This is a genomic window from Brevibacillus formosus, assembly GCF_003013405.1.
Lineage (GTDB): Bacteria > Bacillota > Bacilli > Brevibacillales > Brevibacillaceae > Brevibacillus > Brevibacillus formosus.
This window is the reverse complement of the sequence record NZ_PXZL01000007.1, coordinates 385,881-410,441: the sequence shown is the minus strand read 5'-3', so window position 1 is coordinate 410,441 and position 24,561 is coordinate 385,881. Positions and strand designations below refer to the sequence as shown.

Here is a 24,561-nt window from a genome sequence, read left to right as displayed (position 1 = left end):
GCCATGCTGTCGTTTTTGAAAAACATGTTTGAAAAGAAGCCGCAGGTCAAGGAACGGCTTCCTTTTTACGATATTGTCTGCCCGTACTGCTTCGCCAAATACGGACCGGACGAAGTCGTCTTTCGTGCCACGCATCATCGCCAAGACGACGAAGACTACGCGTTGCAGGAGGATGAGATTCTCAATGCGTATCGGGATAAATTCGGACTGGATGCTATCGACGAGCTAGAAGCGGTGATCGATCCAGAATCCATCCCGTCGGAAAACCATTTGTACGTCGATAACGTCCTCGCAGGTGTGACCGACCGATACGGCATGGTTTCCAAGCGCAGACTGTGCCCGAAATGCCACAACGAGCTGCCGATTACGGCGGGTAAAGCGCCGAGCAATATTATTTCGATTGTCGGGGCGTCCCAAGTCGGGAAGTCCGTTTATATGACCTCATTGATTCATACCTTGCAGAACACGACTGCGAATCACTTCAATGCAGCGTGTATGCCGCTCAATGCGCAGATTAGCCGTAAGTTCCGGGAGAACTATGAGGCACCCTTGTTTGAACGCGGACAGCTGCTTGATTCCACGCAAAAAGAAAAGCGCCAGGAGCCGTTCATCTTCCAGTTCATTTTCAAGGATAGCGACAAGGCACCGTTGATCCTGGTGTTTTTCGACGTAGCAGGCGAGGGAATGGTCGACCGCGAGTATTTGGAGCTGTATGCGGCGCATGTGAAAAACTCATCTGGCATCTTGTTCTTGGTCGATCCGCTGCAAATCAAGACGATTCGCGATCGGGTTATGCTCCAAGCAGGGGATGAGCCGGGGGAATTTACAGCAAGGTACGACGAACCGCGTGAGGTCGTCATTACGTTGTTTGAGAACTTCATCGGTTATCAGGAACAGAGCAAGACCCATATTCCGACTGCTGTCGTGTTGACGAAGAGCGACATGCTGCATCTGATCAAGGAAGACGACGGCGAATACATCAAGTCCAACAGCAATGTTTTCCGCAATTTCGTCCATGAACAGTATTTAAATACGACTGAATTCGAGAACATCGATGGAGAAATCCGCCGATTCATCGAAAAGGTGGATAGACCGTTTAAAGACGCGTTGGATGTTTACTTTACGAATACGGCCTATTTCGCTGTATCTGCGCTGGGGAGCAATCCAGTCAATCAAAGGGTGAGTGGTGTCGTGACGCCGATTCGCGTCGATGAACCGTTTATTTGGTTGATGCACCAGCTTGATTACATCGAGGGGAGGGAGCGGTAGTGAGCAACCGTCAGCCCATTTTGCAGCAGTACTACACCCGCGGGCGACAAGGGGTTTTCCGTTCGAACGAAGGATATGATACTGTCGCCAAGACGCCAGGGCTGGATAACCAATTCATCAAGAAAACGCTCCATCCGTTTTGCGTGTACGACGCGCCGCGACAGCTTCAAGAGCGGGCGGAAAGCAATCTGGCGCTCTTTCCAGAGGCGCTTGTCAGCTTCCAAGCCGAATCGGGAGAGATGGTCCTCGGTAGAAGTGTATTTGTCGGAGCGGACTTTACCGGGCAGCGCAATACGTTTTTCAGCCACAACTATGTCATTCCGGCAGATCGTCGGGACGAGTTTATCAAGAACCCGGGCAAGATCTTCGGAGTGCGCACTTTTGCAGATCGCCACGACGATGCAGCGGGCAAGGAGCTTCCTGCCGTCGATGACATTCCCTCAGAAAAAGGCTTGTCGCAAGACCGAAAGCAGCTGCTTGGACAAATGGGGGTCGATGAACGTTTATTCAAACAGCTCCTCTTTGCGATGATGTCCTCGCTCGCAGCGAAAAAGAAGGTGTTCATCAGCTTGGATGTGGATATTAGTGCCTCATCCAAGAGCGCTGTTCAATTGTTGGAGATTTTGTACAGTTGTCTGCCTTATGAGATGCGCAGACATTTTGGTTTTCTCACGTTTAGCAACGAGCCGCAGAGCAAGAAGCATATCCACGTCACGTTTGTGGAAAAAGGAAGCATTCGCCCAGGCGGGGGGCATAGCGACAAAGACTTTTTGTTCGACTTCTCCCTTGGTCGCGTTCAGAACGTCGATTTGCAGGCCGGAGGACACGAATATCTCGACTTTGCCTGGGAGTATGTGAATGAGCAACGGATTCTGGATGCGTTCCACGAATTTTGTGAGGAAGTGCTGGCTGGGGCAGACCATGCACTGGCCTTGAACATTCGCACGTACTATGAGCTGTGCGCACTGTATTTGATTGAAAAGGGACGAACGTCCGTGTATGAGAGCAAGCGGGCGGGCGTTTGGCAGGCATTGAACAGCTATTTGGGGCACGGCAGCTTGACACGCAAGAAACGGCTGATCGAGCTTCAGGAAATGCTGATGCGGATCGAAGTAGAGGCGCTTTCGTCCAAACAACTGCCTGACGGCGAGACGATCAAGCAAATGATTGAATCCTACCGTGTCACCAGGCAGGAACGCCTGCAAATGGATTTGATCCGCTTCCTCATGGACGTGTTGATGAAGGCCAAGACCGCAAGACAGAGCAGCTACGTCGCAGAGGTGTACAAGCATTTGTCCAGCAACCGCGAGCTGTTTGGCTTTATGATGCGGACGATTTTTGGCTATCCGCAGTTGGTGAAGCCGCTCTTTGAGGATTATATGACTGAGCGGGTAGCCGCCGTGACCAGCTTGGACCAGATGCTAAAGGAAATCCGGTTTTGGACGGAAACAGAACCGCAAGCTATGCGCAATGCCGTCTTTATTGCTACGACAACGGAAAAAGTTCTGCGTCTATTTGCGCGGGAACGCCAAAAGCTGGCTGCCGCGATTACCATCCACCAGTTCTTTGAAAACATCGATGGGGCACGCAGCTATGCCGATGAGCTGTTGGATGAGCTGGACAAGTCCTTGATGAAGCTCGTCGCGCTAGACACGCTATCCAAGGATGATTTCCAGGTTCTCATCGCCCTTTTGGAGGAGAAGCCACAGAGCTTTTTCGGAACGCTGGATATGGAGAGCCGCCAGAAGCAAGAAATGCTCATGAATCTGGCGAAGCTGCATGAAGAGAGAAGCACGCCACACCCGGCAGAGTTTTTCCGAAAATGGGATCGGGAAGCGATTTCCGTGCAGCAAAGAATGATCCAGAATATGTTGAGTAAACCGCTCCATGCTGACGAGTTCCCGCAGGTGCCGCTGGTCTTTTACCGGGAAGACCATTTTGGTCAGGAAGGATTCCAGTTTGCAGAATTGCTGGAGTATGTTCAGCAAAATGGTGGGGAAGCCGTTACCCTGTCCTTTATCCAATGGACGATGAGCCAGCGGATGTTTTTCGAAGGAAAGTACTTGCTTCCAGCATACAGACAAGCATTGAAGGCATTTTTCCTCGAGGAGAAAGGCAAGAGATTGCGGGATAAAGAATGGCGAAAACGGTGGTATGCGATCCGAAATGCTGATTTCCGCAAGCTTTTGGACGAGGTACGCAGCGAAACAGCCAATCCGCTCGTGAAGCTGTTTCGGCACAAAGCTACGGTGATATCCAGCGCAGTTGTCTTGCTAGGTGCCGGAGCGTGGGGAGGCTATCTGGTTTGGGGAGATACGAGTACGCACGTACAGCCTCCTGAAACACAGCCTGAACCGCCCCGTCCACCGGCTGTGTTCGTACCGGTTTATCGGTTAATGATGGACGAGCCTGACATCCAACCTGTCCGTGATGTTCTAGGGAAGCGAAGCCAAGATGCATCTACGGGTGGGCAGCCTGTTCAAACAACAACACCATAAGGTGATAATAACGCCAACGCGGTCTGCTCTAGTAGGAGCGACCGCGTAATTCGGGTGTAGTTGCTGTCATAGAGACCCTCAAAATAACCATTGACAAAATATTTTATTTGTGTTATAATAAAATATTTTGTTATTGAAAGTGCTCCTCGCTCCGTGATAAAAAGTAGTTGTGTGTTAAAAAGGTGTGAGGAGGAATAGGGTATGAAAGCTAATACAGGTATGAAAATGATTCCGTTACAAGGAGAGGCATTTGGCAAGCCAATGGTGATCAATCCCACCTTGCTTTGGGATGATGACCGAGCGGTATTAGTAGATACAGGAATGCCTGGTTCATGGGAGACCATTCGTCAGGAAATGAACCGTGCTGGCGTACCACTTGAGCGTTTACAGGCTATCATTTTGACACATCAGGACCTTGATCATATCGGAAGTCTTCCAGAAATCGTTCGTGAGCTTGGCGGGCAGGTTGAAATATACGCGCATGAGCTAGATCAGCCGTACATTGAAGGCACACGCCCTCTCCTCAAAGCAAACCCCAAAATCATGGCCCCTATACTTGCGATGTTGCCTGAAAAGGAACGCGAGCACTTGCAAAGGCTTTGCGAAAATCCGCCAAAGGCAATGGTGCACAAGACACTGGCAGACGCAGAGATTCTGCCGTATTGTGGGGGAATTCGCATTATTCATACTCCCGGACATACGCCGGGGCATATCAGCCTTTATGTAGAAGATAGCAAGACCTTGATAGCAGGCGATGCTATGGTGTACATGAACGAAGCACTACGAGGACCGATTCCGCAAAACACTCTCGATATGGAAATAGCAGTAAACTCATTAAAAAAATTCGAGAACTTGGAAATTAATAGTATCATTTGTTATCATGGAGGCATGTGCCAAAACAACGTGCAAGAGCAGCTTTATGCTCTGATACGGTGAAGTAGTCACATGATCTTGCACGTTAAAACATCGAATCCAGGTTGGAATATGTGGATATAAGAAGCGTGGAGGACACCAAGCTGGAGTAATCCCTATGGTGTCTTTCTCATTTTATCCTTGCAACGTCTTTTGGGTTGTTTGTTCGACTCCGGAATGGGAGACTGGTATAGTTGGAGAGGTTTTGTAGTATTTTTCCAGTGACTTATCTGAGCCTGTCCAACGAGCCAAGGCAGCCAACACAGCAAACATGCCTTTTTGCAGGAAGCGCGGAATGATTGGGAGGTAAAACTGCCCCATCTGAAAGATCGTTCCCAAGAGGAGAATATTCTTCGGGATATATTGCTTGATAAACGGCAAATAAAAGCTGCGCCCGTCTGTGTCGAGCCCATATCCACAGCGGACAAACGCTTCAAAAGTACCTGCCGGACGGATTTCGACATCGAAGCTGACGAATTCGTTAGAGGGGTTGTGGAACCCATGAACCTTGTCTGTTGGGATGTTTAGCTTCTCTCCCGGCTTCAGGATTACTTTTTTTCCATCAATGGTTACCTCTAAATTTCCAATTACACCTTCAAAGGTTTCGACAAGTTTTGTATGATAGTGTAGAAAAATCCCGTTATCTGGTGGAAGATCGGTACGGAATAACAAATATTCGCCATTCGTTTCTTCCGTTGTCTTTAAAAAGGTGACCACTTCATTATTGTGGGGGTTACTTACACTGCGACTTAGATTTGACAAAACTATACCTCCTTGAAAATAGTAAAAAGAGATTATATTAAGACAGAATATAGATTAAATATAGATTATTTGTTGTGGGGCAACAATTAAAAAGATAGGATGTTCTACCTAAAGATGGAGTGGATAGTATGAGCGGCATGATCGTGGTTCCAGGTTATAGGGTGGCAGAGTTTCTTTCCACTCATTCAAAATTGGGAATTTATCGGGGTTACAGAAATAATGACAATCTCCCCGTCTTATTCAAAGTACCGATGGAAGGACCTTCCCATAAAGAATCTGTGTGGAAACTGAAGCATGAATATCGCATTCTTCAATCACTGGAATCCAATGCAGTGGAAACGATCATCGAACTCGTTAATCACGGCCGTGAGACGGTAATGATTACGGAAGATTTCGGGGGAGTGCCGCTCTCCTTGCTTATGAAAATGAAAGGACTGTCGCTGAAGGAGATGCTCTTTATTGCAGTCCGCATGGCTTCCTGCTTGAAGGAAATCCATCAGCACGGAATCATTCATAAGGATGTAAATCCCGATCATTTCCTGGTTCACCCTGAAACCTATGAGGTAAAGCTGGTTAGCTTTGGGTTGGCGACGAAATGCCACCAGGAATACCAAAGTGTGATGAATCCAAAAGAATGGAAGGGGAATCTTCGCTACGTCTCGCCGGAGCAGACGGGGAGAATGAATCGCACCGTCGATTACCGCTCCGATATTTATTCTTTTGGTGTCACGCTCTACGAGTTATTGACTGGAAAGCTGCCCTTCTTAACTTCGGACATGCTTGAACTCATACATGCTCATATGGCGAGAAAGCCGCTCGCTCCCTCCAGTGTCAAACCATCCGTTCCAGAGGTTCTATCGGACATTGTAATGAAGTGTCTGTCTAAAAATACAGAGGATCGCTACTTTAGCATGTCGGGCTTACTGGCAGATATGCAGCGCTGCTATGACCAGCTTGAACAAAACGGTTTGATTACGTCTTTTTCGCTTGCTTTAGAGGACCGTGCTGATCACTTGCGGATTCCAGAGAGGCTGTATGGACGTGAGCAAGAAATCCAGATGCTTATCGATGCATTTGAGCAAGTCACGAACGGCGCTACGAGGATGGTTCTCCTCAGTGGTTCTGCAGGCGTGGGTAAGTCTGCTCTCGTGCTGGAAGCTCAAAAAGCGTTTTTGAGAGGCCGAGGACGTTTTGTTTCAGGAAAGTTCGATCAATATAATCAAGCCGTACCGTATTCGGCCATCATTCAAATCTTTCAGGATTTGATCAAGCAGTTATTGGCAGGCCACGAACGCGAGCTGCTCGCTTGGCGAGAGATGATACTCGACGCCATGCAAGGACTTGGTCAAGTGATCGTGGATGTCATTCCACAGCTTGAAACAGTGATCGGCAAACAGCCTGCCGTACCTGAGCTGCCTGCAGCAGAAGCAAAAAATCGCTTTCAATGGGTGATGCAACGCTTTATTCGAATTTGGGCGCGACCAGACCATCCACTCGTCTTGTTCCTGGATGATTTGCAGTGGGCGGATTCTTCTTCGCTTTTCCTGATCCGAGAGTTGGTTGCGGATATGCAGATCAGTCATCTTCTATTGATTTGCGCTTATCGTGAGCATGATGGCAGCATGATGAATCCGTTGATTGCCATTTTGACAGAGACAGGCATCAAGAGCCGCATTTTGCGCCAATTCACGTTATTGCCGCTTCGAGAACACGAATTCAATGCGTTAGTAGCAGATACATTGCATAGTGATCCGGACATGACGAAGCCGCTGGTTACGATTATCATGCAAAAAACAGCCGGGAATCCGTTTTATGTAAGAGAATTCATTAAAACACTATATGATCGCAATTTGCTGTGGTATGTGAGAGAAGAACGGAACTGGCAATGGGATTTGGCCGAAATTGAGAAGCTGGGTACTACGGAAAATGTGGCCGATTTTCTTGTGGAAAAAATGAGAAGATTGCCTGATTCTACTCAGCAGCAGCTCGCTTATGCTGCTTGTCTGGGCAATTCATTTTTGCTTCATTTGATAGCCAAGTCACGGAATCAAACGGAGTCAGAAGCCATTCAGCATATATGGCCTGCGATTGAGGAAGGTCTCATCTATCCGATTGAAGGAGCGGAATATCTGACATACGCTGCGCTTGTGGAAGAAGAAGTGGCGTCTCAGATGAGGATTCGTTTCCGTTTTGTGCATGATCGGATTCAACAGGCCGCCTATTCGTTGTTAGCAGAGGCAGAGCGCGGACAAATGCACGTCAAGCTGGGCAGGATGATGTGGGAAATGTCTCAAGTAAGTGAATCTGGCTTTCTGTTCGAAATTTGCGATCATATGTATCGGGGCAAAGAGATACTGGAGGATCAGGCGGAGCGCATGCATGTTGCGCACTGTCATTTGCTCGCTGGGCAAAAAGCGAAATCCTCTGCGGCATTTGAGTCCGCCTTGCAGTATTTCCAACGCGGTCTCGAGCTGGTGGGGGAAGAGGGCTGGCAGCGCGATCATGATCTGACCATGGAGCTGTGTGCGTTGTCTGCGGAGACGACGTACCTCTGTAACCAATTGGATGAGGCCAAACAATTGTTTGAACGCGGGATTCAGCATGCCAAAACAGACCGAGAACGAGTCCGCATTTTGGAAATGGAAATTCGCATGTATACGCGACTGGCTGAATTTCCGCGTGTCATGGAGATCGCAAGCGAGGCCTTGGGGTTATTGGGCGTACCGATTCCGAAAAAGCCTGGCAAGCTCGATATCATTAAGGAAATGTTTCATATCAAGCGCCTCCTCAAGGGCCGGAAAATAGATGAGCTGCTGTATTTGCCGGATGTTCCCGATGAAAATTATCAGATGGCGATGAGCATCATCAGCTACGCCGGGCCATCTGCTTACTATGTCAATCTCAATTGGTTTGCTTTAACGATATTGCGTGCCCTTCATCTGTCGCTCGTGCACGGAAACGCGGTCGCCTCCGCAAATGGTTATACCGGTTACGGGATCGTACAAGCTGCTCAATTCGGAAATTATCGGGAGGCTTACGAATTTGGGCAATTGGCTTGCCGTGTAGCAGACAGCTTCGCCGATCCGATTGCCATGACGAAGGCGTATGGCGCGTTTGCCCTACTGATCAATCACTGGTGCGAGCATGCGCGGACGAACATCCCTCTTTTGAAAAAAGCGATTCAGCTCGGCTTGGACGGCGGGGGCAACATTTATGCTGCCTACAATGCCCATGGGCTTTTGGAGGCCATGCTCTATTGCGGTGTGCCGGTGGAAGAATTGGAGCAGCAAATCGAGGAATACAGCGATATGATTCAACAAATCAAGGTCGTTGATCACGATGATCGGCTCCTGTTATTGCGCCAGGCGCTGCATGCTTTTACACGGTGGACGGACGATGAACGAACGGCGTTTTGCCATGATGGCTTTGACGAAGCTGCCTATGTAAACAACCTGCAAAAAGAAGGAAATAGCTACAAGCGGTACATGTACCACTACTATAAATCGATGGTTCATCTCATGTACGGGAACCACCTGGAGGCTGCCGAGCTGCTGGCTGAAGCGGAGCAATGGATGGATTCAGTAAGCGGACAGGTTCTTGTCAGTCAGCAAGTTTTTATGCAAACACTGGCATTGACAGGGCTCTATGAGATCGCCAGCCGACAGGAAAAATCGAAGTACGGGAAAAAAATCAAAGCAAATCTCAAAAAAATGAAGACGTGGGCAAACGAATGCCCGGAAAATTTTCAGCACAAGTGGTTGCTGATGTACGCTGAATGGCTCCGTGTCACGGAGAAAAAACAAGAAGCCGGTCCTTTTTATGAACAGGCAGTCCAACTTGCCAAAAAAGATGTTTTCTTACAAAACGAGGCAATGGCAAATGAATTGGCCGCCCAGCATTACTTGGCCCTCGGACTCGAAACGATTGCGAAGGCATATATGACGGAGGCGCACGAGGTTTACATGCTTTGGGGAGCGGTCGCCAAGGCACGGGAGATTGGGGAACGGTACCCTTATCTTTTGCAACGGGCAAGAAGCTTGGGTGCTTCTGCCGAGATTGCCACGACTGACCAGACAGCAGACCTCGTCGATTTAATGAGTGTCATCAAGGCGTCGCAAACGATTGCTAGCGAGCTCCGCTTGGAAATGCTGCTGGCGACGATGCTGCGCACGGTGATGAGCAATGCAGGTGCGGAGAAGGGAATCCTCCTGCTGAAAAAAGATGGTGACTGGCTCATTGAAGCGGCAGGCTCCGTTGATTTGGACGTGGAGATCATGCAGTCTGTCCCGTATGAGCATAGCGGGATGCTCTCTGTCGCTGTCGTGAATTACACCATTCGTACGGAAGAGATGCTAGTGCTCCACAACGCTTCAGTGGAAGGCGTTTTTTTCCGCGATACGTACATTGCGAAGCACAAGCCGAAATCGATTCTATGCTCCCCGCTATGGCAGCAAGGAAAAATGATCGGTGTCATTTATTTGGAGAACAACGAGACGACACATGTATTCAATGAAAAACGCTCAGAACCGCTCAGACTGATCTTCTCGCAAATTGCGATCTTTATTGAAAATGCGAGATTGTATCATCAATTGGAGCAATGGAATCAATCCTTGGAAAAGATCGTGACAGAGCGTACCTATGAGATTCAGGCGCTTTTGCAGGCGAATAAAAATCTGTTAAACAATGCGGGACAAGGCTTCCTTTCTTTTTCCAAAAACCTGCTGGTCCATTCCGAATACAGTCGGGAATGTCTACGGATTTTTGGCAGAGAACTGGCTGGGGTATCGGTCGCAGAGCTCCTTTACCCAGATCGCCCAGAGGACAGCAAGTTTATTGAATCTCTTTTGGAAAAGTACTTTGAAGCAAAAGACCAAGGGCAAAAAGAGCTGTATCTCAGTCTGTTTCCTACGGAAATCCAGATCAATCAAATGCCGTTGAAGCTGGCATGTAAGCCGATATATGAAGATCGGCGAGATTCGCCAGAGGGCTTGATGCTGATCCTGACTGATATGAGTGAACAGCGGGCGCTCAAATCAAAGATGGAGCGAGAATGGCAAAGGTTGAATATGGTCGTAACTGTGGCAATTAGTCTCCCGCTCTTCCAAAAGGTACTGCGAGCTTTTGACGCTTTCTTTGGGGATGGGTGGAAGCAGGTCCTGAGAGAAGAGATTGCAGAAACCGAGAAACTATTCAAATTGATCGCTCAGATTCATCAGTTTAAAGGTGACTTCAGCCAATTACATTTGATTCATACACCGCAAAAGCTACATGATTTGGAGTCGTGGTTGATTCAATGGGCAAAGTCCGAGGAACGCCTGTCCGATGAGGGGGAGCACGCTGAGCAGGCGTTCGCAGAGGTTCAAGCTGCGATGCAACAGGATTTGTCAATCATGCAGCACAAGCTCGGGATCGGGTTCCTGGATCATAACGAGCATGTATACCCCATTGCAAAAGAGCGATGGGATAGCTTCGAGCACGAGATCACCAGTCTGGTACAAGGGGAAGCTCAGCAGGAGCTACTCCATAGCATCCGCAAGCTGCGCTATCGTCCCATGAAGGACATGCTATCCCGGTATGAAGATTATGTAAGTGAGCTTGCCATCCGTCTGAATAAGACCATCGATCGGGTCGAATGGGATGCAGAAGAAGTGCTGGTCGATCCAGAGCGATTCGAGAATTTTGCGAGGAGCCTGGTTCACGTATTCAACAATGCGATCGATCATGGAATGGAAGAAGAGCAAGAACGATTGGCATGCGGAAAAGAACGCAGCGGCAAGATTCAATGCCGCATTTGGCAAGAGGATACTTCCCTGTGCGTCACGATTCGCGATGATGGGCGGGGAGGAGATTTGGAAAAGCTACAGCTGGCATTGGCGGAGCATGTCACGGTACAAGAAAATGCGAGTCTCGTATCGGGCAGAGGAATTGGCCTGTCCATTGTCAAGCAAGAGGTTGAGCAGTTGGGCGGAACCCTTCAGGTTCATACCCAAAAGGGGGAGGGTACCCTCTTTACCTTCCGAATCCCATTGGAAGACATTCGCTAGACCCATGGAAAAAAACTGAGGCGACAGTGCCTCAGTTTTTTTCATTGATCGACTAAAGAGAATTCGTAATGGCAGCCAAAAGCCGCTCTTCATCGATCGGTTTTAGAATGTAATGGCGCGCTCCAGCGTTGATTGCTTCAAAAACGAGCGGCTTTAATCCGTTGGTGCTGACCATAATGATGTTGGCGTCGGGGAAGGTGCCGATGATTTTTTTGACGGTCTCTATGCCGTTCATTCCCGGCATATTGATATCCATCGTCACCACGTCGGGGAGGTGGGCCGTATACTTTTGATAGGCGTCCAATCCATTTGTCGCTTCTGCAATGACTTGATGGCCCGCCCGTTCCAAAATGATTTTCATGTAATCTCGTACTACAAGGGAGTCGTCTGCTATCAGTATACGAGCCATAAAACCTCCTGTTTCGAAACGGTTAGTAATTATTGGTAAGTATTCATCCTGCTTTTACCATAACACTGATAGGAAAAATGTCGCAATCATTTGATCATCAAAAGTGTGCAAACATACAAAAAAACAAACGAATTCCAGCTTTTGATGAAACTGGATTCGTTTGTTTAGCTTTTCCAGATGGGTCATGTATTCGGTTAGCAAAAGCAATCTGGCTTGCCAGGAGCATCATGATAGGCGAGCAAGGCATTGACCCCATGACTTAAGATAGCACCGGAACGTGTCACTGCGGCAACGAGTAGAGCCTCCATAATTTCCTCCATGGTGCCGCCCAGTTCTTTATACTTTTTTACGTGAACATCGATGCAATAAGGGCAGCCAGTCACGTGAGCGACCACAATGGCAATCAACTCTTTCGTTTTGACCGGAAGCTGGTGGGATTGCTGGTAGATTTGCCGCTCGAAAGAAAAATAAGAAGCGGCAGCGTCAGGCGCCAATTTCATCAATTCTGGGATATGCGACAAATTTGCTGATTCATAATAAGAACGTGCTTTTGACATGAAACATCCTCTCCCTTTTCATGGGTAGTCACTACGACTTTATTGTAAAGTGAGAAAATGGTTGCTTCTGTAACTTACTCACCAATCTCACCAATCACTAGGAAAAAGTTTTTCCTGGAGGGCATCACGGCGAATAGCTGTGATTCGGCCTCGGCCTAACTGAAGCCACCCGGCTTTTTCAAACTCCTTGAGTGACCGACTGATTACCTCTCGGGCAGTTCCGAGTTCTATGGCAATCGCTTCATGGGTGATGGAAAGATGATTGTGAGAATCTGTGGTACGACGGAGCAATAATTCGGCGATGCGGGCGTTGATCGGTTTAAACGCGATATCCTCGACCAGAGATGTGACGGAGACCATTCGGTTGATCATGTTTCGGTAAATAAACTGACGCAAGTCCTTATAGTGATCCATCCAGTCTTTGAAAACATCTACAGGCAAAAGCAGCAGCTCGGTTTCCTCTTCTAGCTGTGCGGATGCTTCATAGCCCGTCTCACCTAAAATACTGGCCATCATGAGGACGCAGACTCCCCCGCGTTGTACCCGATATAACGTAACCTCACGTCCTGACTCGCTGATGATATAGATGCGGACCTTGCCCGACAATACAAAAGCGGCATGGGCAAACAGATGACCCTGCTGCATCGTAAGCTGGGTAGAAAAGCGTTCCACTGTTATGTCAGGATGGCGCCATGCGGCTTCCGGAACAAGGGAAAAGCACGGAAAAGCATCAGTCACAAGTTGGATTCGATTCAAGTCCATTGTTTTACCCTCCGCGACAACTCAATTAGAGAAATATGCTTACTTGTAGTGTAGGGAAAAGACGGGATCTCTACAATGGAATATCCGTCTGCGGACTGACGAGAGAACAACCCTGCAGCCTGATTTCTCTTCTACGCTGTTTTGCTATGATGGTATAGAACTTATCTTGTAAAAATAACCAGTATCGAGGGGAAACAGATGAAACAAATGAAGCAGTGGATAGGAGTTGGCCTGATTGCTGTGGGAATCGGCTTGGCCGGATGCACGATCAACGATAACGTGATCAAGATTGAAGAAGAAAAAAGACAGCTTGAATTGCCTGCGGAGTCCATCGAGGCGTTGAATATTGTTACGGATTCGGGCAATTTGATCGTCAAAGGTGATGAAAAAGCAACGGTGATTCATGTAGATGCTGATATTAAATCGAAAAATGTCAAACCCGAAGAAATCATCATAACACTCGAGAAGGATGGGAATACCGCAACACTACGATCCGAAATAAATACAGGTATCGGTATTAACTATGTGGATATGACACTAACCGTAACAGTTCCTGCCCAGCTGCCGATAAACCTTACCGACGGATCAGGAGATATTGACATAACGGATCTGGCAGGAAAGCTCACGATTGAGGATGGCGCCGGTGATATTCGATTGACGAATACGAGCGGAGAGGTAGAGATTCATGACCAGTCTGGTGACATCAAAATCAAGGACGCGTCAGCCCTCAAACTGATCGAAGACGATTCAGGTGATATCACCCTGGAAAATACGGGGGGAAATGTAGCCATTCGCGATCAGTCCGGTGATATGGATATCAGGAAGCATAAGGGTGACATGACGATATCGGACCAAAGCGGCGATATTGTCATTGATACCGTCGAAGGAAATGTGTTGATTGAGAATGACGGGAGCGGAGAGCGATCCGTTCAAAACATAAAAGGCTCGTACACATCCAAATAAATCAGGACCGTCAGGGTTTTCCCTGGCGGTTTTCTTGTTCTTGTCCGTATTTTGACAGGTTGAAGAAAAAATTAGCCGACTAATGAAAAAAAGCTTTCCCTTCCGATAAAGAAGTGCTAATATAACAAAGGTAGTTCTAATTGAGAATGAATCTCTTTATTAATGGACATGAGAATTATTCTCTTTCGTAAATACTCGAGTCAATACGGAACATTACTTCAGGAAAACGTAAGAAGAGTAGGGACGCGATGAAAAAGAGATATTTGGTTGTAGCACTTATTTTGCTATCGTTCGTTTCACTGTTTATTGGTGTGAAAGATATATCTCCGTGGGATCTGTTCAATCTCACAGATGACAAAGTGCAAGTGCTATGGATTAGCAGGATTCCGCGTTTGATCAGTATTATCATCGCAGGGATCAGCATGAGTATCGCTGGCTTGATCATGCAACAGCTGACCCGAAACAAGTTCGTTTCTCCGACGACAGCAGGGACAGAGGACTCCGTTCGATTCGGAATATTGGTTTCCCTCTTGGTATTCGCTGATGCGAGCTCTTGGGTGAAGCTACTCGTTGCTTTTGCATTTGCTCTCTTTGGAACCTTTGTCTTTATGAAGATTCTTGAAAGAATCAAATTTAAAGACTCCATTTTCATCCCGTTAGTGGGACTGATGTTTGGAAACATCGTCGGATCCATCACGACGTTTTTCGCTTATAAGCATGACCTGATGCAAAACATGTCTGCTTGGTTGCATGGAGATTTCTCCACCATTATGAAAGGCAGCTATGAGCTTTTGTACATAAGCATTCCGCTGGTGATTATCGCGTACTTGTTTGCGAACAAGTTTACCATTGCCGGAATGGGTGAAGAGTTCGCCATCAACCTCGGGTTGAACTACAAGCATGTCGTCAACATTGGACTGGTCATTGTCGCTTGTGTGACTTCGGTAGTTATTCTCACAGTAGGGACAATCCCGTTTTTGGGGCTGATCATTCCCAACCTGGTTACGATCTACCTGGGAGACAACCTGAAAAAAAGCTTATCTCATACCGCTTTGCTTGGCGCGGTGTTTGTACTTGCTTGTGATATTCTCGGTCGCCTCATTATTTTCCCATACGAGATTTCCATCGGCTTGATGGTTGGGGTCATAGGCAGCGGGATATTCGTGTACTTACTCATGAGAAGAAAGGCATATGAACAATGAAAGCGAAGATAGCTGCCCTGTCGATTGTGGCCATTGCTTTGATAGCCATTTTTATGATGATTGACGCCGGTGGCAACTGGGATTACGTCCTTCCTCGGCGGGCTAAGAAAATTCTTGCCATCATTTTAACCGGTTGCATCATCGCCTTCTCTACGATGATCTTCCAGACAATCACGAACAACCGAATCTTGACGCCTAGCATCATCGGCCTCGATTCGCTCTATATGTTCATCCAAACATTTGTGATCTTTGTGTTTGGCTCCACCCATTTCACCTTGATGAACAACAATGTGAACTTTCTGATCTCAACAGGTGGGATGGTGCTTTTCGCAGGCTTGCTCTACAAATTCCTGTTTAAGAGGGAAGGGCAAAACATTTACTTCCTGCTTCTTATCGGATTGATCTTGGGCACATTGTTCAGCAGTTTGTCTACGTTCATGCAAGTGTTGATTGATCCGAATGAGTTTCTGGTTGTGCAAGACCGAATGTTCGCCAGCTTCAACAATGTAAAAACAGACCTGTTGATCACGAGCTTTGTTCTGGTCATCGGAATCATGATTTACTTCTGGCGATACATCAAGTACTTGGATGTGTTAGCACTCGGCCGCGATCAGGCGATCAATTTGGGAATTCCGTACGATTTTGTGATCAAACGGTTCCTCGTCGTCATTGCCATTCTCGTATCAATCGCGACAGCGCTTGTTGGACCGATTACCTTCCTTGGACTGCTGGTAGCGAATCTAGCCCATCAGTTTATGAAAACCTATCAGCATAAATACTTGCTGGTGGGCTCGGCTTTAATCAGTGTGATTGCACTGGTTGGCGGTCTGTTGATTGTGGAGCGTGTACTTGCGTTCTCCACAACGCTCAGTGTCATTGTCAACTTTATAGGTGGGGTTTACTTCATCTATCTTCTGTTAAAGGAGAATAAAGCGTGATAGAAGTCCGGAATGTCACAAAACAGTATGGTACCAAAAATGTCGTGGAAAATGTCTCTGTGAAGATTGCCAAGGGGAAAATCACGTCCTTTATCGGACCCAATGGGGCCGGAAAGAGCACGCTGCTGTCGATGATTAGTCGCCTATTGACCAAGGATCAAGGCGAGGTTTTCATTGAGGGCAAGGAGATTGGGCAGACAAAGAGCAGTGAGCTGGCAAAGAAAATCTCGATTCTCAAGCAATCGAACCACATTACGGTGCGTTTGACGATTCGTGAGCTGGTCAGCTTTGGTCGCTTCCCATATTCACAAGGCAATTTGACAAAAGAGGATTGGAAGTATGTAGACGAAGCCATTCAATATTTGGAGCTTACGGACATTCAACACAAGTACCTCGACCAGTTGAGTGGCGGTCAGCGTCAACGCGCTTACATCGCAATGGTTGTCGCTCAAAATACGGAATACGTCCTCTTGGATGAGCCGCTGAACAATTTGGATATGAAGCATTCTGTCCAGATCATGAAAGTGCTGCGACGTCTGGTAGACGAAATGGGCAAAACGGTTGTCATTGTCATTCACGATATCAACTTTGCTTCCGTCTATTCGGATTATATCGTCGCGCTCAAGGATGGCAAGGTCGTGAAAGAGGGCACTACAGACGAGATCATCACCCAGCCTATCTTGAAAGATGTCTATGACATGGATATCCATATTGAAGACATTGAACAGAACAAAATATGCGTTTATTTCGCGTAAGCTCTATCTTCCTTTCGTTAAAATTTTGATGGCCTGCCGGGGGTTTCATCAGCAAGCTATCAATAATTTTATATACTTTTACATTCTATATAGAGGTGAGAGAAGTGAACAAAAAATTACTCATGCTGTTTATGGCAGCACTGTTGGCTGTATTCACAGCTGCATGCGGCTCCAATAACGCCGCTCCTGCAACACCTTCGGCGGACGCAACCAAAGCACCGGAAGCTGCACAAACATCCGAAGAAGTTACAATCAAGCATAAATTGGGTGAAGCAAAACTGAAAAAGAATCCAAAAACTGTTGTAGCATTTGACTTCGGTGTTCTGGATTCCTTGGATAAATTGGGTATCGAAGTAGCGGGTGTTGCACAGTCTACTAACATTCCTGCGTACCTGGAAAAGTTCAAAGATGCGAAATACACAAACGTTGGCGGTTTGAAAGAGCCAGACTTTGAAAAAATCAATGCAATGAAACCGGATGTCATCTTTATTTCCGGTCGTCAACAAGATGCTTACGAAGAATTGAACAAAATTGCTCCAACCATCTTCATGGGTGTAGACAATGCGAAGTACATGGAAACTTTCAAAGAGAATATGAAAACATTGGGTACCATCTTCGGTAAAGAAGCACAAGTAGAAGAAGAGCTGGGCAAAATCGATGCAGCTATCAAAGAATTGAATGCAAAAGCAACGGCAAGCGGCAAGACTGCTCTGATCGTAATGGTTAACGAAGGCAAGCTGAACGCTTACGGTGCTGGTTCCCGTTTTGGTATCCTGCACGGTGAATTCGGATTTACGCCTGTAGACAAAAACATTTCTGTAGAAAATCATGGTCAAAGCGTTTCCTTTGAATATATCGCAGAAAAAGATCCAGACTACCTGTTCGTAATTGATCGTGGCAACGCGATTTCCAAGAATCAAGAAGTGTCTACTTCTACACAGCAAACGGTAGAAAACGATCTGATTAAGAACACGAAAGCATTCAAAACAGGCAACATCATTTACCTGGATTCCAGCAACTGGTACTTGTCCGGTGGCGGATTGGTATCCACCGCTGGCATGGCAGAAGAAGTTCTGAAAGAAGTTAAGTGGTAAGAGGCTAGAAAAGAAAGTGGCGACAGCCCATGGGAGTAAGGCATTCCCTGGGCTGTCGCCTTTTCATTTTTTGGAAGGTGCTGATTCAGTTATACCTGGGGCTCCCGCTTGGCAAACTCTTGTAACATCCCTCTTATTTCTTCTACCAATAAAGCAGGTGCCTTCTTTGGTGAACCCGAGTCAAACGGTGGCTGGGGATCGTATTCCAAAATCAACTGAACTCCTTTGCTCATATCCTCTCCCAATTCCCATGCAACTAGTTGGAGTGCCATGTCGATACCAGAGGAAACGCCAGCTGCTGTAACGATTTTGCCCTGACGAACGACTCTCTCCTCTGTTGGAATGGTTCCAAGAGATTGGAGCAGTTCGAACGACCCCCAATGAGTGGTGGCTACGGCTCCATGTAACAAGCCTGCGGCGCTCAAGATCAGAGAGCCATTGCAAACAGACGTAGTCCACTTCGTCGTCTCATGAATGCGGCGAATCCACTGGAGGGTTTCTTCGTCATTCATAGGGGCTTTATAATTGGGCGGACTGCAACCGGGAACAACAAGAATATCAGCGGAAGTAACTTCAGAAAAACTGTAATCGGCATGTAAATAGCCCATATTGGAGTCAAGCTTGATTACCCCTTTTTTCTTAGCAACAAACTTCACTTCACATTTCAGCGTAGCGGCGAATACATCGTATGGACCAATTGCATCTAATGCGGTGATGCCGTCGAAAAGCAAGATGGCAATTTTCATGGTGATCTCTCCTTCCGAATGGAATATTTTTCTTGCAAACAAATACTATCATACATATAGGGGGTATATGTATGTCTGGATTGTGACTAACTGCAAGGTTTTCTAAGCCCTTGTAACGAGGAGAGATAAACAGTCGGCATAGCAAAAAGCCGGTTACACCGTAAAACGTGGTGAAAACCGGCTTTTTGCTGGCGGAATCTAACAGTTATCTGGCTCCAACCAGCTTGCGCTCTTCCGTGTAAACAGGTTGGGTCGTGTTTTCGTTTGGCTGCTTTTGATCCAGAGCATGAGACAGCTCATATGGGAGGCAGAGCGGTACACCCGTGCGAGGATCAGTCAGGATGTCTGCTTCGATGTTGAATACCTTACGCAGCATCTCAGGCGTCATGACCTCAGCAGGGCTGCCCTCAGCGACGACGGTACCGCGAGAGATGGCAACCATGTGCTGTGCATAACGGGTTGCGTGGTTCAAATCGTGGACGACCATGACGATCGTACGATTTTCTTCGTCATTCAGCTTTTGCAGGAGCTTGAGAACCTCCAGCTGGTGAGCCATATCCAGGAAGGTCGTAGGCTCATCCAGGAACAGGATGTCCGTTCCTTGCGCCAGAGCCATCGCAATCCAGGCGCGCTGGCGCTGACCACCGGATAGCTGGTCAACCGGACGATCATGGAAATCAGCCATGCCGGTCATGGAGATAGCCCAGTTTACGATCTCCTTGTCTTCCTTAGTCAAAGAGCCGAAGCCTTTTTGATGGGGGAAGCGGCCATAGGTAACGAGCTCAGACACGGTCAAGCCATCGGGTGCGGTTGGGTTTTGCGGCAAAATCGCGAGTTGCTTGGCGACTTCCTTGGTCGATTGCTGATGGATCGACTTTCCGTCCAAAAATACTTGTCCGCCGGTTGGTTTCATAATCCGCGCGAGAGTTTTGAGGATCGTCGATTTACCAGAACCGTTTGCACCGACCAGGGCAGTGATTTTTCCAGAAGGAATGCTGATGTTCAAGTCTTTGACAATGGAAAGCTCACCGTATCCGATGTCCAGCTTTTGCGTGTATAAGCGCTCCAAAATGGGCCAACTCCTTTTTATGAAAGTATGTACATGTATGAGTAAACATAGACAATGATAATCATTTTCACTAAAGTAAAGTATATAACGGAATGAGGTCAAATTCAATATGAAAAAGCCAACCTGCTCACATGCGTGAACAAATTGGCCTTGGGTTAACAAATGATTATCCGGTGTTAGTAGGTGATATGAGCGATGATCCCTTCTTCGTCGTCCAATACCAGCTCGATACCAGCGGAATAAGGGTTGCGCTGCATCTGGGTCTCCAGGTAGTAGCGAATCGCTTCAATCATATTAATCTCGACGAAGATTTGTTGGCGATCCATCCAGTGTATTTCAGCAGAGAAGCCATACTCCTCGTCCCACATTAGCTCGACGGAGATGTCTTGTGGCTTCAACTGCTTTTTGTAAGCTGCATGAATGCAGATTGCATTAATGATGTCTTGTTCAGAAAATGTTATCTTTTCCATGCGTTCAGTTCCTGTTCTTTCGCACGCTTGGTTTTGAAGTAGACGAACGCTTTACGGATCAGGATAATCACAGCGAGGATTGCCATCAGGTTGATCATGAAGCCAAGGATGGAACCCAGAATACCCATGTCAGCGAACAGGCTTCCAAACAACAAACCAGCCAGACCACCAATCAGGAGACCTTTCATGAATCCGCCGCTTTTGCTTGCGGTAGCAGCAGGAGTTGTTGTAGTACCTTTATTGGTTGTTGCGTTTACATTTGAATCGGCTTTGTTGGTTGTTTGTGTATTGGTAGGAGCCGTGTTAGAGTTAAAAGATTTTTTCCCGGACTTATAACCTTTCGCATCAGCATGATCAATGAATCCTCCGGCCGGAGCGAGTACGAGCATTACGGCAACCAACATCATGATGAGTTTTTTCATGTTATTTGAGTAGCCCCTCTCATTAAAATGACTTGTATATATAAGTCTACATGAATATTGAGCGAAATACCAACGAACTTTCAGTGACGATCGGTCTAAATACCTACAAAAAATCCCCTGACAAGCGATCTGGTCAGGGGTTCTTCGATTTACGCGCTCTTTTTCAGTTTTCGGGCTGCCCAGTTACCCAACGATTGAATGAGCTGGACCAAGACAACGAGGATAATGACGGTAATGATCATGACTTCGATGTCCCATTGCTGATAGCCGTAGCGCAAAGCGAGATCGCCCAGTCCACCGGCACCAACTGCTCCGGCCATAGCAGTAGCACCGATCAAACCGATGGTCGCGATCGTCAAGCAGAGGACGATGCCAGGCCGTGCTTCACGCAGCATGATGCGAAAAATAATCTGCATCCGGGATGCGCCCATCGCTTGGTACGCTTCGATCACGCCGGAATCTACGTCGTGCAGGGCCGTTTCCATCAGGCGTGAGATGTACGGCGACGTATAGACGATGAGCGGCACAATGGCTCCTTCAATCCCAATCGAAGTGCCCACGATCAACTCCGTAAAAGGAATGATTGCAACCATGAGGATAATAAAAGGTAGTGAACGCACAATGTTGATGAGTGTATTCAAGGTGTGATAGATGATCTTGTTCGGGAAAAGGTGATTCGCCTGTGTGATGACCAACAAAATCCCGAGCGGAATCCCGATCAGTGTCGCAATGAACAACGAAAACCCGACCATGATGACGGTCTCTTGCAGGGATTGCCCGAATACCGGAATCATTTCAATTAGACGCTCCATTAGCTCCGCACCTCCTCTGGTGACACAATATCTACGCGGTAAACGGATTCGCGCAAGAAGCGAATGCCATCCTGAATGGGCTGGTCTTCACCAGAAATGTGCAAAAGCAAAATGCCAAGCGCCGTTCCCTTAATGGTCGTAATCGAGCCGTACAACAGATTGGTGCTAATCGGAAAGCGTGCGGACAGGGTGCCTAGAACAGGATCGAGAGCGGCATCTCCGCGAAAGGCAACGCGAACAATTTTGGAAACAGGTCCGGTTTCTTTTATTTTGGACAAGATCTCCTGTGGTACCTGATCGTCGAAAACCGTTTTGATAAAATTACGGGTCGTTTGCTCTTGCGGATTGCTGAACACATCCAGAACGGAGCCTTGCTCGATGACAACGCCATTTTCCATGATAGCTACTTGGTCGCAGATTTTTTTGATGACCTGCATTTCATGTGTAATCAGCACGATGGTCAGGTTGAACTTTCGATTGATGTCGAGCAACAGCTCCAGGATCGATTCGGTCGTCTGCGGGTCAAGAGCGGAAGTCGCTTCGTCACAGAGCAGAATTTCCGGATCGGTCGCAAGCGCACGAGCGATGCCCACCCGTTGCTTTTGTCCACCGGATAGCTGAGAAGGATAAGCGTTTGCTTTATCAGACAAGCCAACCAAGCCGAGAAGGTCTTCTACCTTGCGCTTAACGACATCTTTGGGGACGCGATTCATCCGCAAGATTTCCGCCACATTGTCAAAGACATTATAGGAAGAGAGCAGGTTGAAGTGTTGAAAAATAATCCCGATCTTTTTGCGAGCTTGCCGCAGCTCCTTTTCCTTGAGGGTCAGCATGTTCTGGCCATTGACGATCACTGAACCGCTGGTTGGCTTCTCCAACAGGTTGATGGTACGGAGCAGGGTACTTTTCCCCGCTCCGCTAAAGCCGATCACCCCGTAGATTTGCCCTTTTTCCACCTGCAGGGATACGCCCTTCAATGCTTCTACCTGCTTGTTTCCTACTTGATACGACTTATGAATATCGGTTAGCTGTATCATAACGAGTTCTCCTTGTTGTTCTTGATGTTCCTGGCGTGGATTTTACCAGGACGGCAGTACAGCTCCTTCAAAACGTTCGTCGATGAATTTTTTCACTTCTTCGGAACGGTAGATGTCCACCAGCTTTTTGACAGCAGGGTTGTCTTTGTTGGTTTCGTTGACTGCCAAGATGTTTACGTATGGAGAGTCAGCCGTTTCAGCGAAGATCGCATCTTTTTTCGGGGAGTAGCCAGCTTCCATTGCGAAATTCGTATTAATTGAAGCAACCTCTACGTTGCTCAGTGAGCGCGCCAGGAAAGCAGCCTCCAGCTCTTTGAATTGCAAATTTTTTGGATTCTCTACGATGTCCAGTGGTGTTGCGTTGTCGCCCACGCCATCCTTGAGCTTAATTAAGCCAGCTGCCTGATAGAGCAGAAGGGCGCGTGCTCGGTTGGTCGGGTCGTTTTGGATGCCGACAACGCCGCCTGCCGGGATGTCCTCCACTTTTTTATGCTTGGTGGAGTACAGGCCCATCGGGTACGTCACGGTTTTTCCGACCTCGACGATTTTGGTTTTGTGATCTTGATTGAACTTCGCCAAGAACGGAATGGTTTGGAAGCTGTTCACATCGAGGTTTCCTTTATCGAGCGCTTGGTTCGGCTGTACGTAATCGTTGAAAACGATGACTTCGACGTCGAGCCCTTTGCCTTTGGCGACTTCTTTCACCTTGTTTAGAATCTCTTCATGCGGGCCGCCAGTGACGCCCACTTTGAGCGAGGTTTGTTCAGCAGCAGTGCCGCCATTAGCAGGAGCAGCTTCTTGTTTACCGCCGCAAGCCGTTACGAGGGATGCAGCGAGCAGTAGTGTAGTGAGCAGTAGACCAGTCTTTTTCATGAAAATAACCCCTTTTCTCTGGATGTAAGATGGAAAAGAAAAAAGCCTCTTCCGACAGAAGAGGCGAAAACTGCGAGTATGTAACCACACTGCAACAATACCTCTCTTATCTGTCGGAATAAATTCCGCTGGATTTGGCACCGTATCGTTTGCGATAGGTTGCCGAGGTGTCATAGGGCCAGTCCCTCAACCTCTCTTCATAAGAGAATGTGCTATGAAATTATCATTCCAAACATTGTTGTTAATTCTTATTTGGATAGTTGGATTATAACGACTGATTTTTCAGGTGTCAACTGTTTTTGCAAACGAATGACTTGGTGGAAAAATGTGAAATTGATCTAAATACGAATATTCTATTGAAGAATCGGAAAATCATTTGTATAATGAGAGCGAATGAACCCGATACCAGCTATCGCAGGTGATGACATGACTCTCGTGGACTCCAATGAAACCAGAAAAAAGCTGTCTGCCATCTATAATGAGATAGCAAAAGAGTTGTTCGGATTTGGAACGACTTTGCTCCGAGTCACGATTGAAAATCAGATGATTACGTTCCAAGCCAAGCATCGCCGTTCTCCGCGCTCACAAGCGTTGGAAGGAGAAGCACCGGCCCTCAAGCTCGAAGTCGATTTTCGCATGTCCCTTCTTTATAAGAAGAAACTGAGAGAACGATTGGAAGAAGAGATGGGGTTGCCGTTGGAGGCCGTGCTCCGGGACTATGATGCGCCTACGCAGTGGGCGATCACGAATGTTATTTTAGCTGAATCAGAACTGAATACCTGACGCAATCGTTCGGATTTTCTCTTTTGATCTATCTTAAGGGGAGACCGTAGACTTTGCGTAAAACGGGTGTCACTTCTCTTTGTTTACGAAGAAAAGTGCTCTTGTTTAGAATGATACGTTCTAATCAAGGGTACTTTTCTTTTTATTGTATCACCATATTTTGTCATCAAATGAACCCAACTGG

The 24,561-nt window shown here is 47.3% G+C and carries 21 protein-coding genes and 1 riboswitch; of the genes, 10 read left to right on the top strand and 11 right to left on the bottom strand.

Translation table 11 applies throughout. The features are described 5' to 3' along the window. Positions 1–3 precede the first annotated feature (3 nt). From C7R91_RS08645 to C7R91_RS08635, 3 genes are all read left to right on the top strand, one after another. Positions 4–1,269, top strand: a complete 1,266-nt coding sequence (locus C7R91_RS08645) for a TRAFAC clade GTPase domain-containing protein (protein WP_047070093.1) — start codon at positions 4–6, stop codon at positions 1,267–1,269. Further along, positions 1,269–3,767, top strand: coding sequence for a GAP1-N2 domain-containing protein (locus tag C7R91_RS08640; protein WP_047070091.1), 2,499 nt, complete (start codon positions 1,269–1,271; stop codon positions 3,765–3,767). The genes C7R91_RS08645 and C7R91_RS08640 overlap by 1 nt, the downstream gene beginning before the upstream one ends. 201 nt (positions 3,768–3,968) lie before the next feature. Then, positions 3,969–4,703, top strand: coding sequence for an MBL fold metallo-hydrolase (locus C7R91_RS08635; RefSeq protein WP_047070090.1), 735 nt, complete (start codon positions 3,969–3,971; stop codon positions 4,701–4,703). Between the two features lie 111 nt (positions 4,704–4,814). Here the strand turns inward: C7R91_RS08635 and C7R91_RS08630 are convergent, their stop codons facing one another. Then, positions 4,815–5,441: a cupin domain-containing protein gene (locus C7R91_RS08630; protein WP_047070088.1), complete on the bottom strand. Its 627-nt coding sequence runs from the start codon at positions 5,439–5,441 to the stop codon at positions 4,815–4,817. Positions 5,442–5,569: 128 nt separating this feature from the next. Between C7R91_RS08630 and C7R91_RS08625 the strand changes: the two genes are divergently transcribed. Next, positions 5,570–11,485 carry an AAA family ATPase gene (locus tag C7R91_RS08625; protein ID WP_047070086.1) on the top strand — a complete coding sequence of 1,972 codons (5,916 nt, stop codon included), beginning with the start codon at positions 5,570–5,572 and terminating at the stop codon, positions 11,483–11,485. 52 nt (positions 11,486–11,537) lie between these two features. Here the strand turns inward: C7R91_RS08625 and C7R91_RS08620 are convergent, their stop codons facing one another. From C7R91_RS08620 to C7R91_RS08610, 3 genes are all read right to left on the bottom strand, one after another. Beyond that, positions 11,538–11,894: a response regulator gene (locus C7R91_RS08620; RefSeq protein ID WP_047070085.1), complete on the bottom strand. Its 357-nt coding sequence runs from the start codon at positions 11,892–11,894 to the stop codon at positions 11,538–11,540. A 194-nt stretch (positions 11,895–12,088) separates the two neighbouring features. Next, entirely contained in the window at positions 12,089–12,451 is a 363-nt protein-coding gene (locus C7R91_RS08615) for a carboxymuconolactone decarboxylase family protein (RefSeq protein ID WP_015893867.1), read from the bottom strand. A gap of 87 nt (positions 12,452–12,538) precedes the next feature. Continuing rightward, positions 12,539–13,213: a Crp/Fnr family transcriptional regulator gene (locus tag C7R91_RS08610; RefSeq protein WP_047070084.1), complete on the bottom strand. Its 675-nt coding sequence runs from the start codon at positions 13,211–13,213 to the stop codon at positions 12,539–12,541. A 198-nt stretch (positions 13,214–13,411) separates the two neighbouring features. Between C7R91_RS08610 and C7R91_RS08605 the strand changes: the two genes are divergently transcribed. From C7R91_RS08605 to C7R91_RS08585, 5 genes are all read left to right on the top strand, one after another. Next, on the top strand, positions 13,412–14,176 hold the full coding sequence (locus C7R91_RS08605; protein WP_047070082.1) for a DUF4097 family beta strand repeat-containing protein: 765 nt from the start codon (positions 13,412–13,414) through the stop codon (positions 14,174–14,176). A gap of 248 nt (positions 14,177–14,424) precedes the next feature. After that, entirely contained in the window at positions 14,425–15,378 is a 954-nt protein-coding gene (locus C7R91_RS08600; protein WP_047070081.1) for an ABC transporter permease, read from the top strand. After that, positions 15,375–16,316, top strand: a complete 942-nt coding sequence (locus C7R91_RS08595) for an iron chelate uptake ABC transporter family permease subunit (protein ID WP_047070079.1) — start codon at positions 15,375–15,377, stop codon at positions 16,314–16,316. The genes C7R91_RS08600 and C7R91_RS08595 overlap by 4 nt, the downstream gene beginning before the upstream one ends. After that, positions 16,313–17,071: an iron ABC transporter ATP-binding protein gene (locus C7R91_RS08590; RefSeq protein WP_047070077.1), complete on the top strand. Its 759-nt coding sequence runs from the start codon at positions 16,313–16,315 to the stop codon at positions 17,069–17,071. The genes C7R91_RS08595 and C7R91_RS08590 overlap by 4 nt, the downstream gene beginning before the upstream one ends. A 104-nt stretch (positions 17,072–17,175) precedes the next feature. Beyond that, positions 17,176–18,165, top strand: a complete 990-nt coding sequence (locus tag C7R91_RS08585; RefSeq protein ID WP_047070076.1) for a siderophore ABC transporter substrate-binding protein — start codon at positions 17,176–17,178, stop codon at positions 18,163–18,165. 89 nt (positions 18,166–18,254) lie between these two features. Here the strand turns inward: C7R91_RS08585 and C7R91_RS08580 are convergent, their stop codons facing one another. From C7R91_RS08580 to C7R91_RS08550, 7 genes are all read right to left on the bottom strand, one after another. After that, the gene (locus tag C7R91_RS08580) at positions 18,255–18,911 is read right to left on the bottom strand and encodes a DJ-1/PfpI family protein (protein WP_047070074.1); all 657 of its coding nucleotides are present in this window, start codon (positions 18,909–18,911) and stop codon (positions 18,255–18,257) included. 205 nt (positions 18,912–19,116) lie between these two features. Then, positions 19,117–19,980 carry an ABC transporter ATP-binding protein gene (locus C7R91_RS08575; protein ID WP_047070073.1) on the bottom strand — a complete coding sequence of 288 codons (864 nt, stop codon included), beginning with the start codon at positions 19,978–19,980 and terminating at the stop codon, positions 19,117–19,119. A 176-nt stretch (positions 19,981–20,156) separates the two neighbouring features. Continuing rightward, on the bottom strand, positions 20,157–20,450 hold the full coding sequence (locus C7R91_RS08570) for a YxcD family protein (protein WP_047070071.1): 294 nt from the start codon (positions 20,448–20,450) through the stop codon (positions 20,157–20,159). Then, positions 20,438–20,872, bottom strand: coding sequence for a hypothetical protein (locus C7R91_RS08565; RefSeq protein WP_047070069.1), 435 nt, complete (start codon positions 20,870–20,872; stop codon positions 20,438–20,440). The genes C7R91_RS08570 and C7R91_RS08565 overlap by 13 nt, the downstream gene beginning before the upstream one ends. A 149-nt stretch (positions 20,873–21,021) precedes the next feature. Further along, positions 21,022–21,684 carry a methionine ABC transporter permease gene (locus tag C7R91_RS08560; protein WP_047070067.1) on the bottom strand — a complete coding sequence of 221 codons (663 nt, stop codon included), beginning with the start codon at positions 21,682–21,684 and terminating at the stop codon, positions 21,022–21,024. Further along, a complete protein-coding gene (locus tag C7R91_RS08555) occupies positions 21,684–22,721 on the bottom strand; it encodes a methionine ABC transporter ATP-binding protein (RefSeq protein WP_047070066.1) in 1,038 nt (345 codons plus the stop codon). The genes C7R91_RS08560 and C7R91_RS08555 overlap by 1 nt, the downstream gene beginning before the upstream one ends. Before the next feature lie 42 nt (positions 22,722–22,763). Next, positions 22,764–23,594 (bottom strand): MetQ/NlpA family ABC transporter substrate-binding protein, encoded by an 831-nt coding sequence (locus C7R91_RS08550; protein WP_015893854.1) that lies wholly within the window; start codon positions 23,592–23,594, stop codon positions 22,764–22,766. A 103-nt stretch (positions 23,595–23,697) separates the two neighbouring features. After that, positions 23,698–23,800, bottom strand: a riboswitch (SAM riboswitch). A 220-nt stretch (positions 23,801–24,020) separates the two neighbouring features. On the opposite strand from C7R91_RS08550, the gene C7R91_RS08545 reads away from it, so the two are divergent. Beyond that, positions 24,021–24,377 (top strand): Na-translocating system protein MpsC family protein, encoded by a 357-nt coding sequence (locus C7R91_RS08545; RefSeq protein WP_173610495.1) that lies wholly within the window; start codon positions 24,021–24,023, stop codon positions 24,375–24,377. Positions 24,378–24,561: the final 184 nt, after the last annotated feature.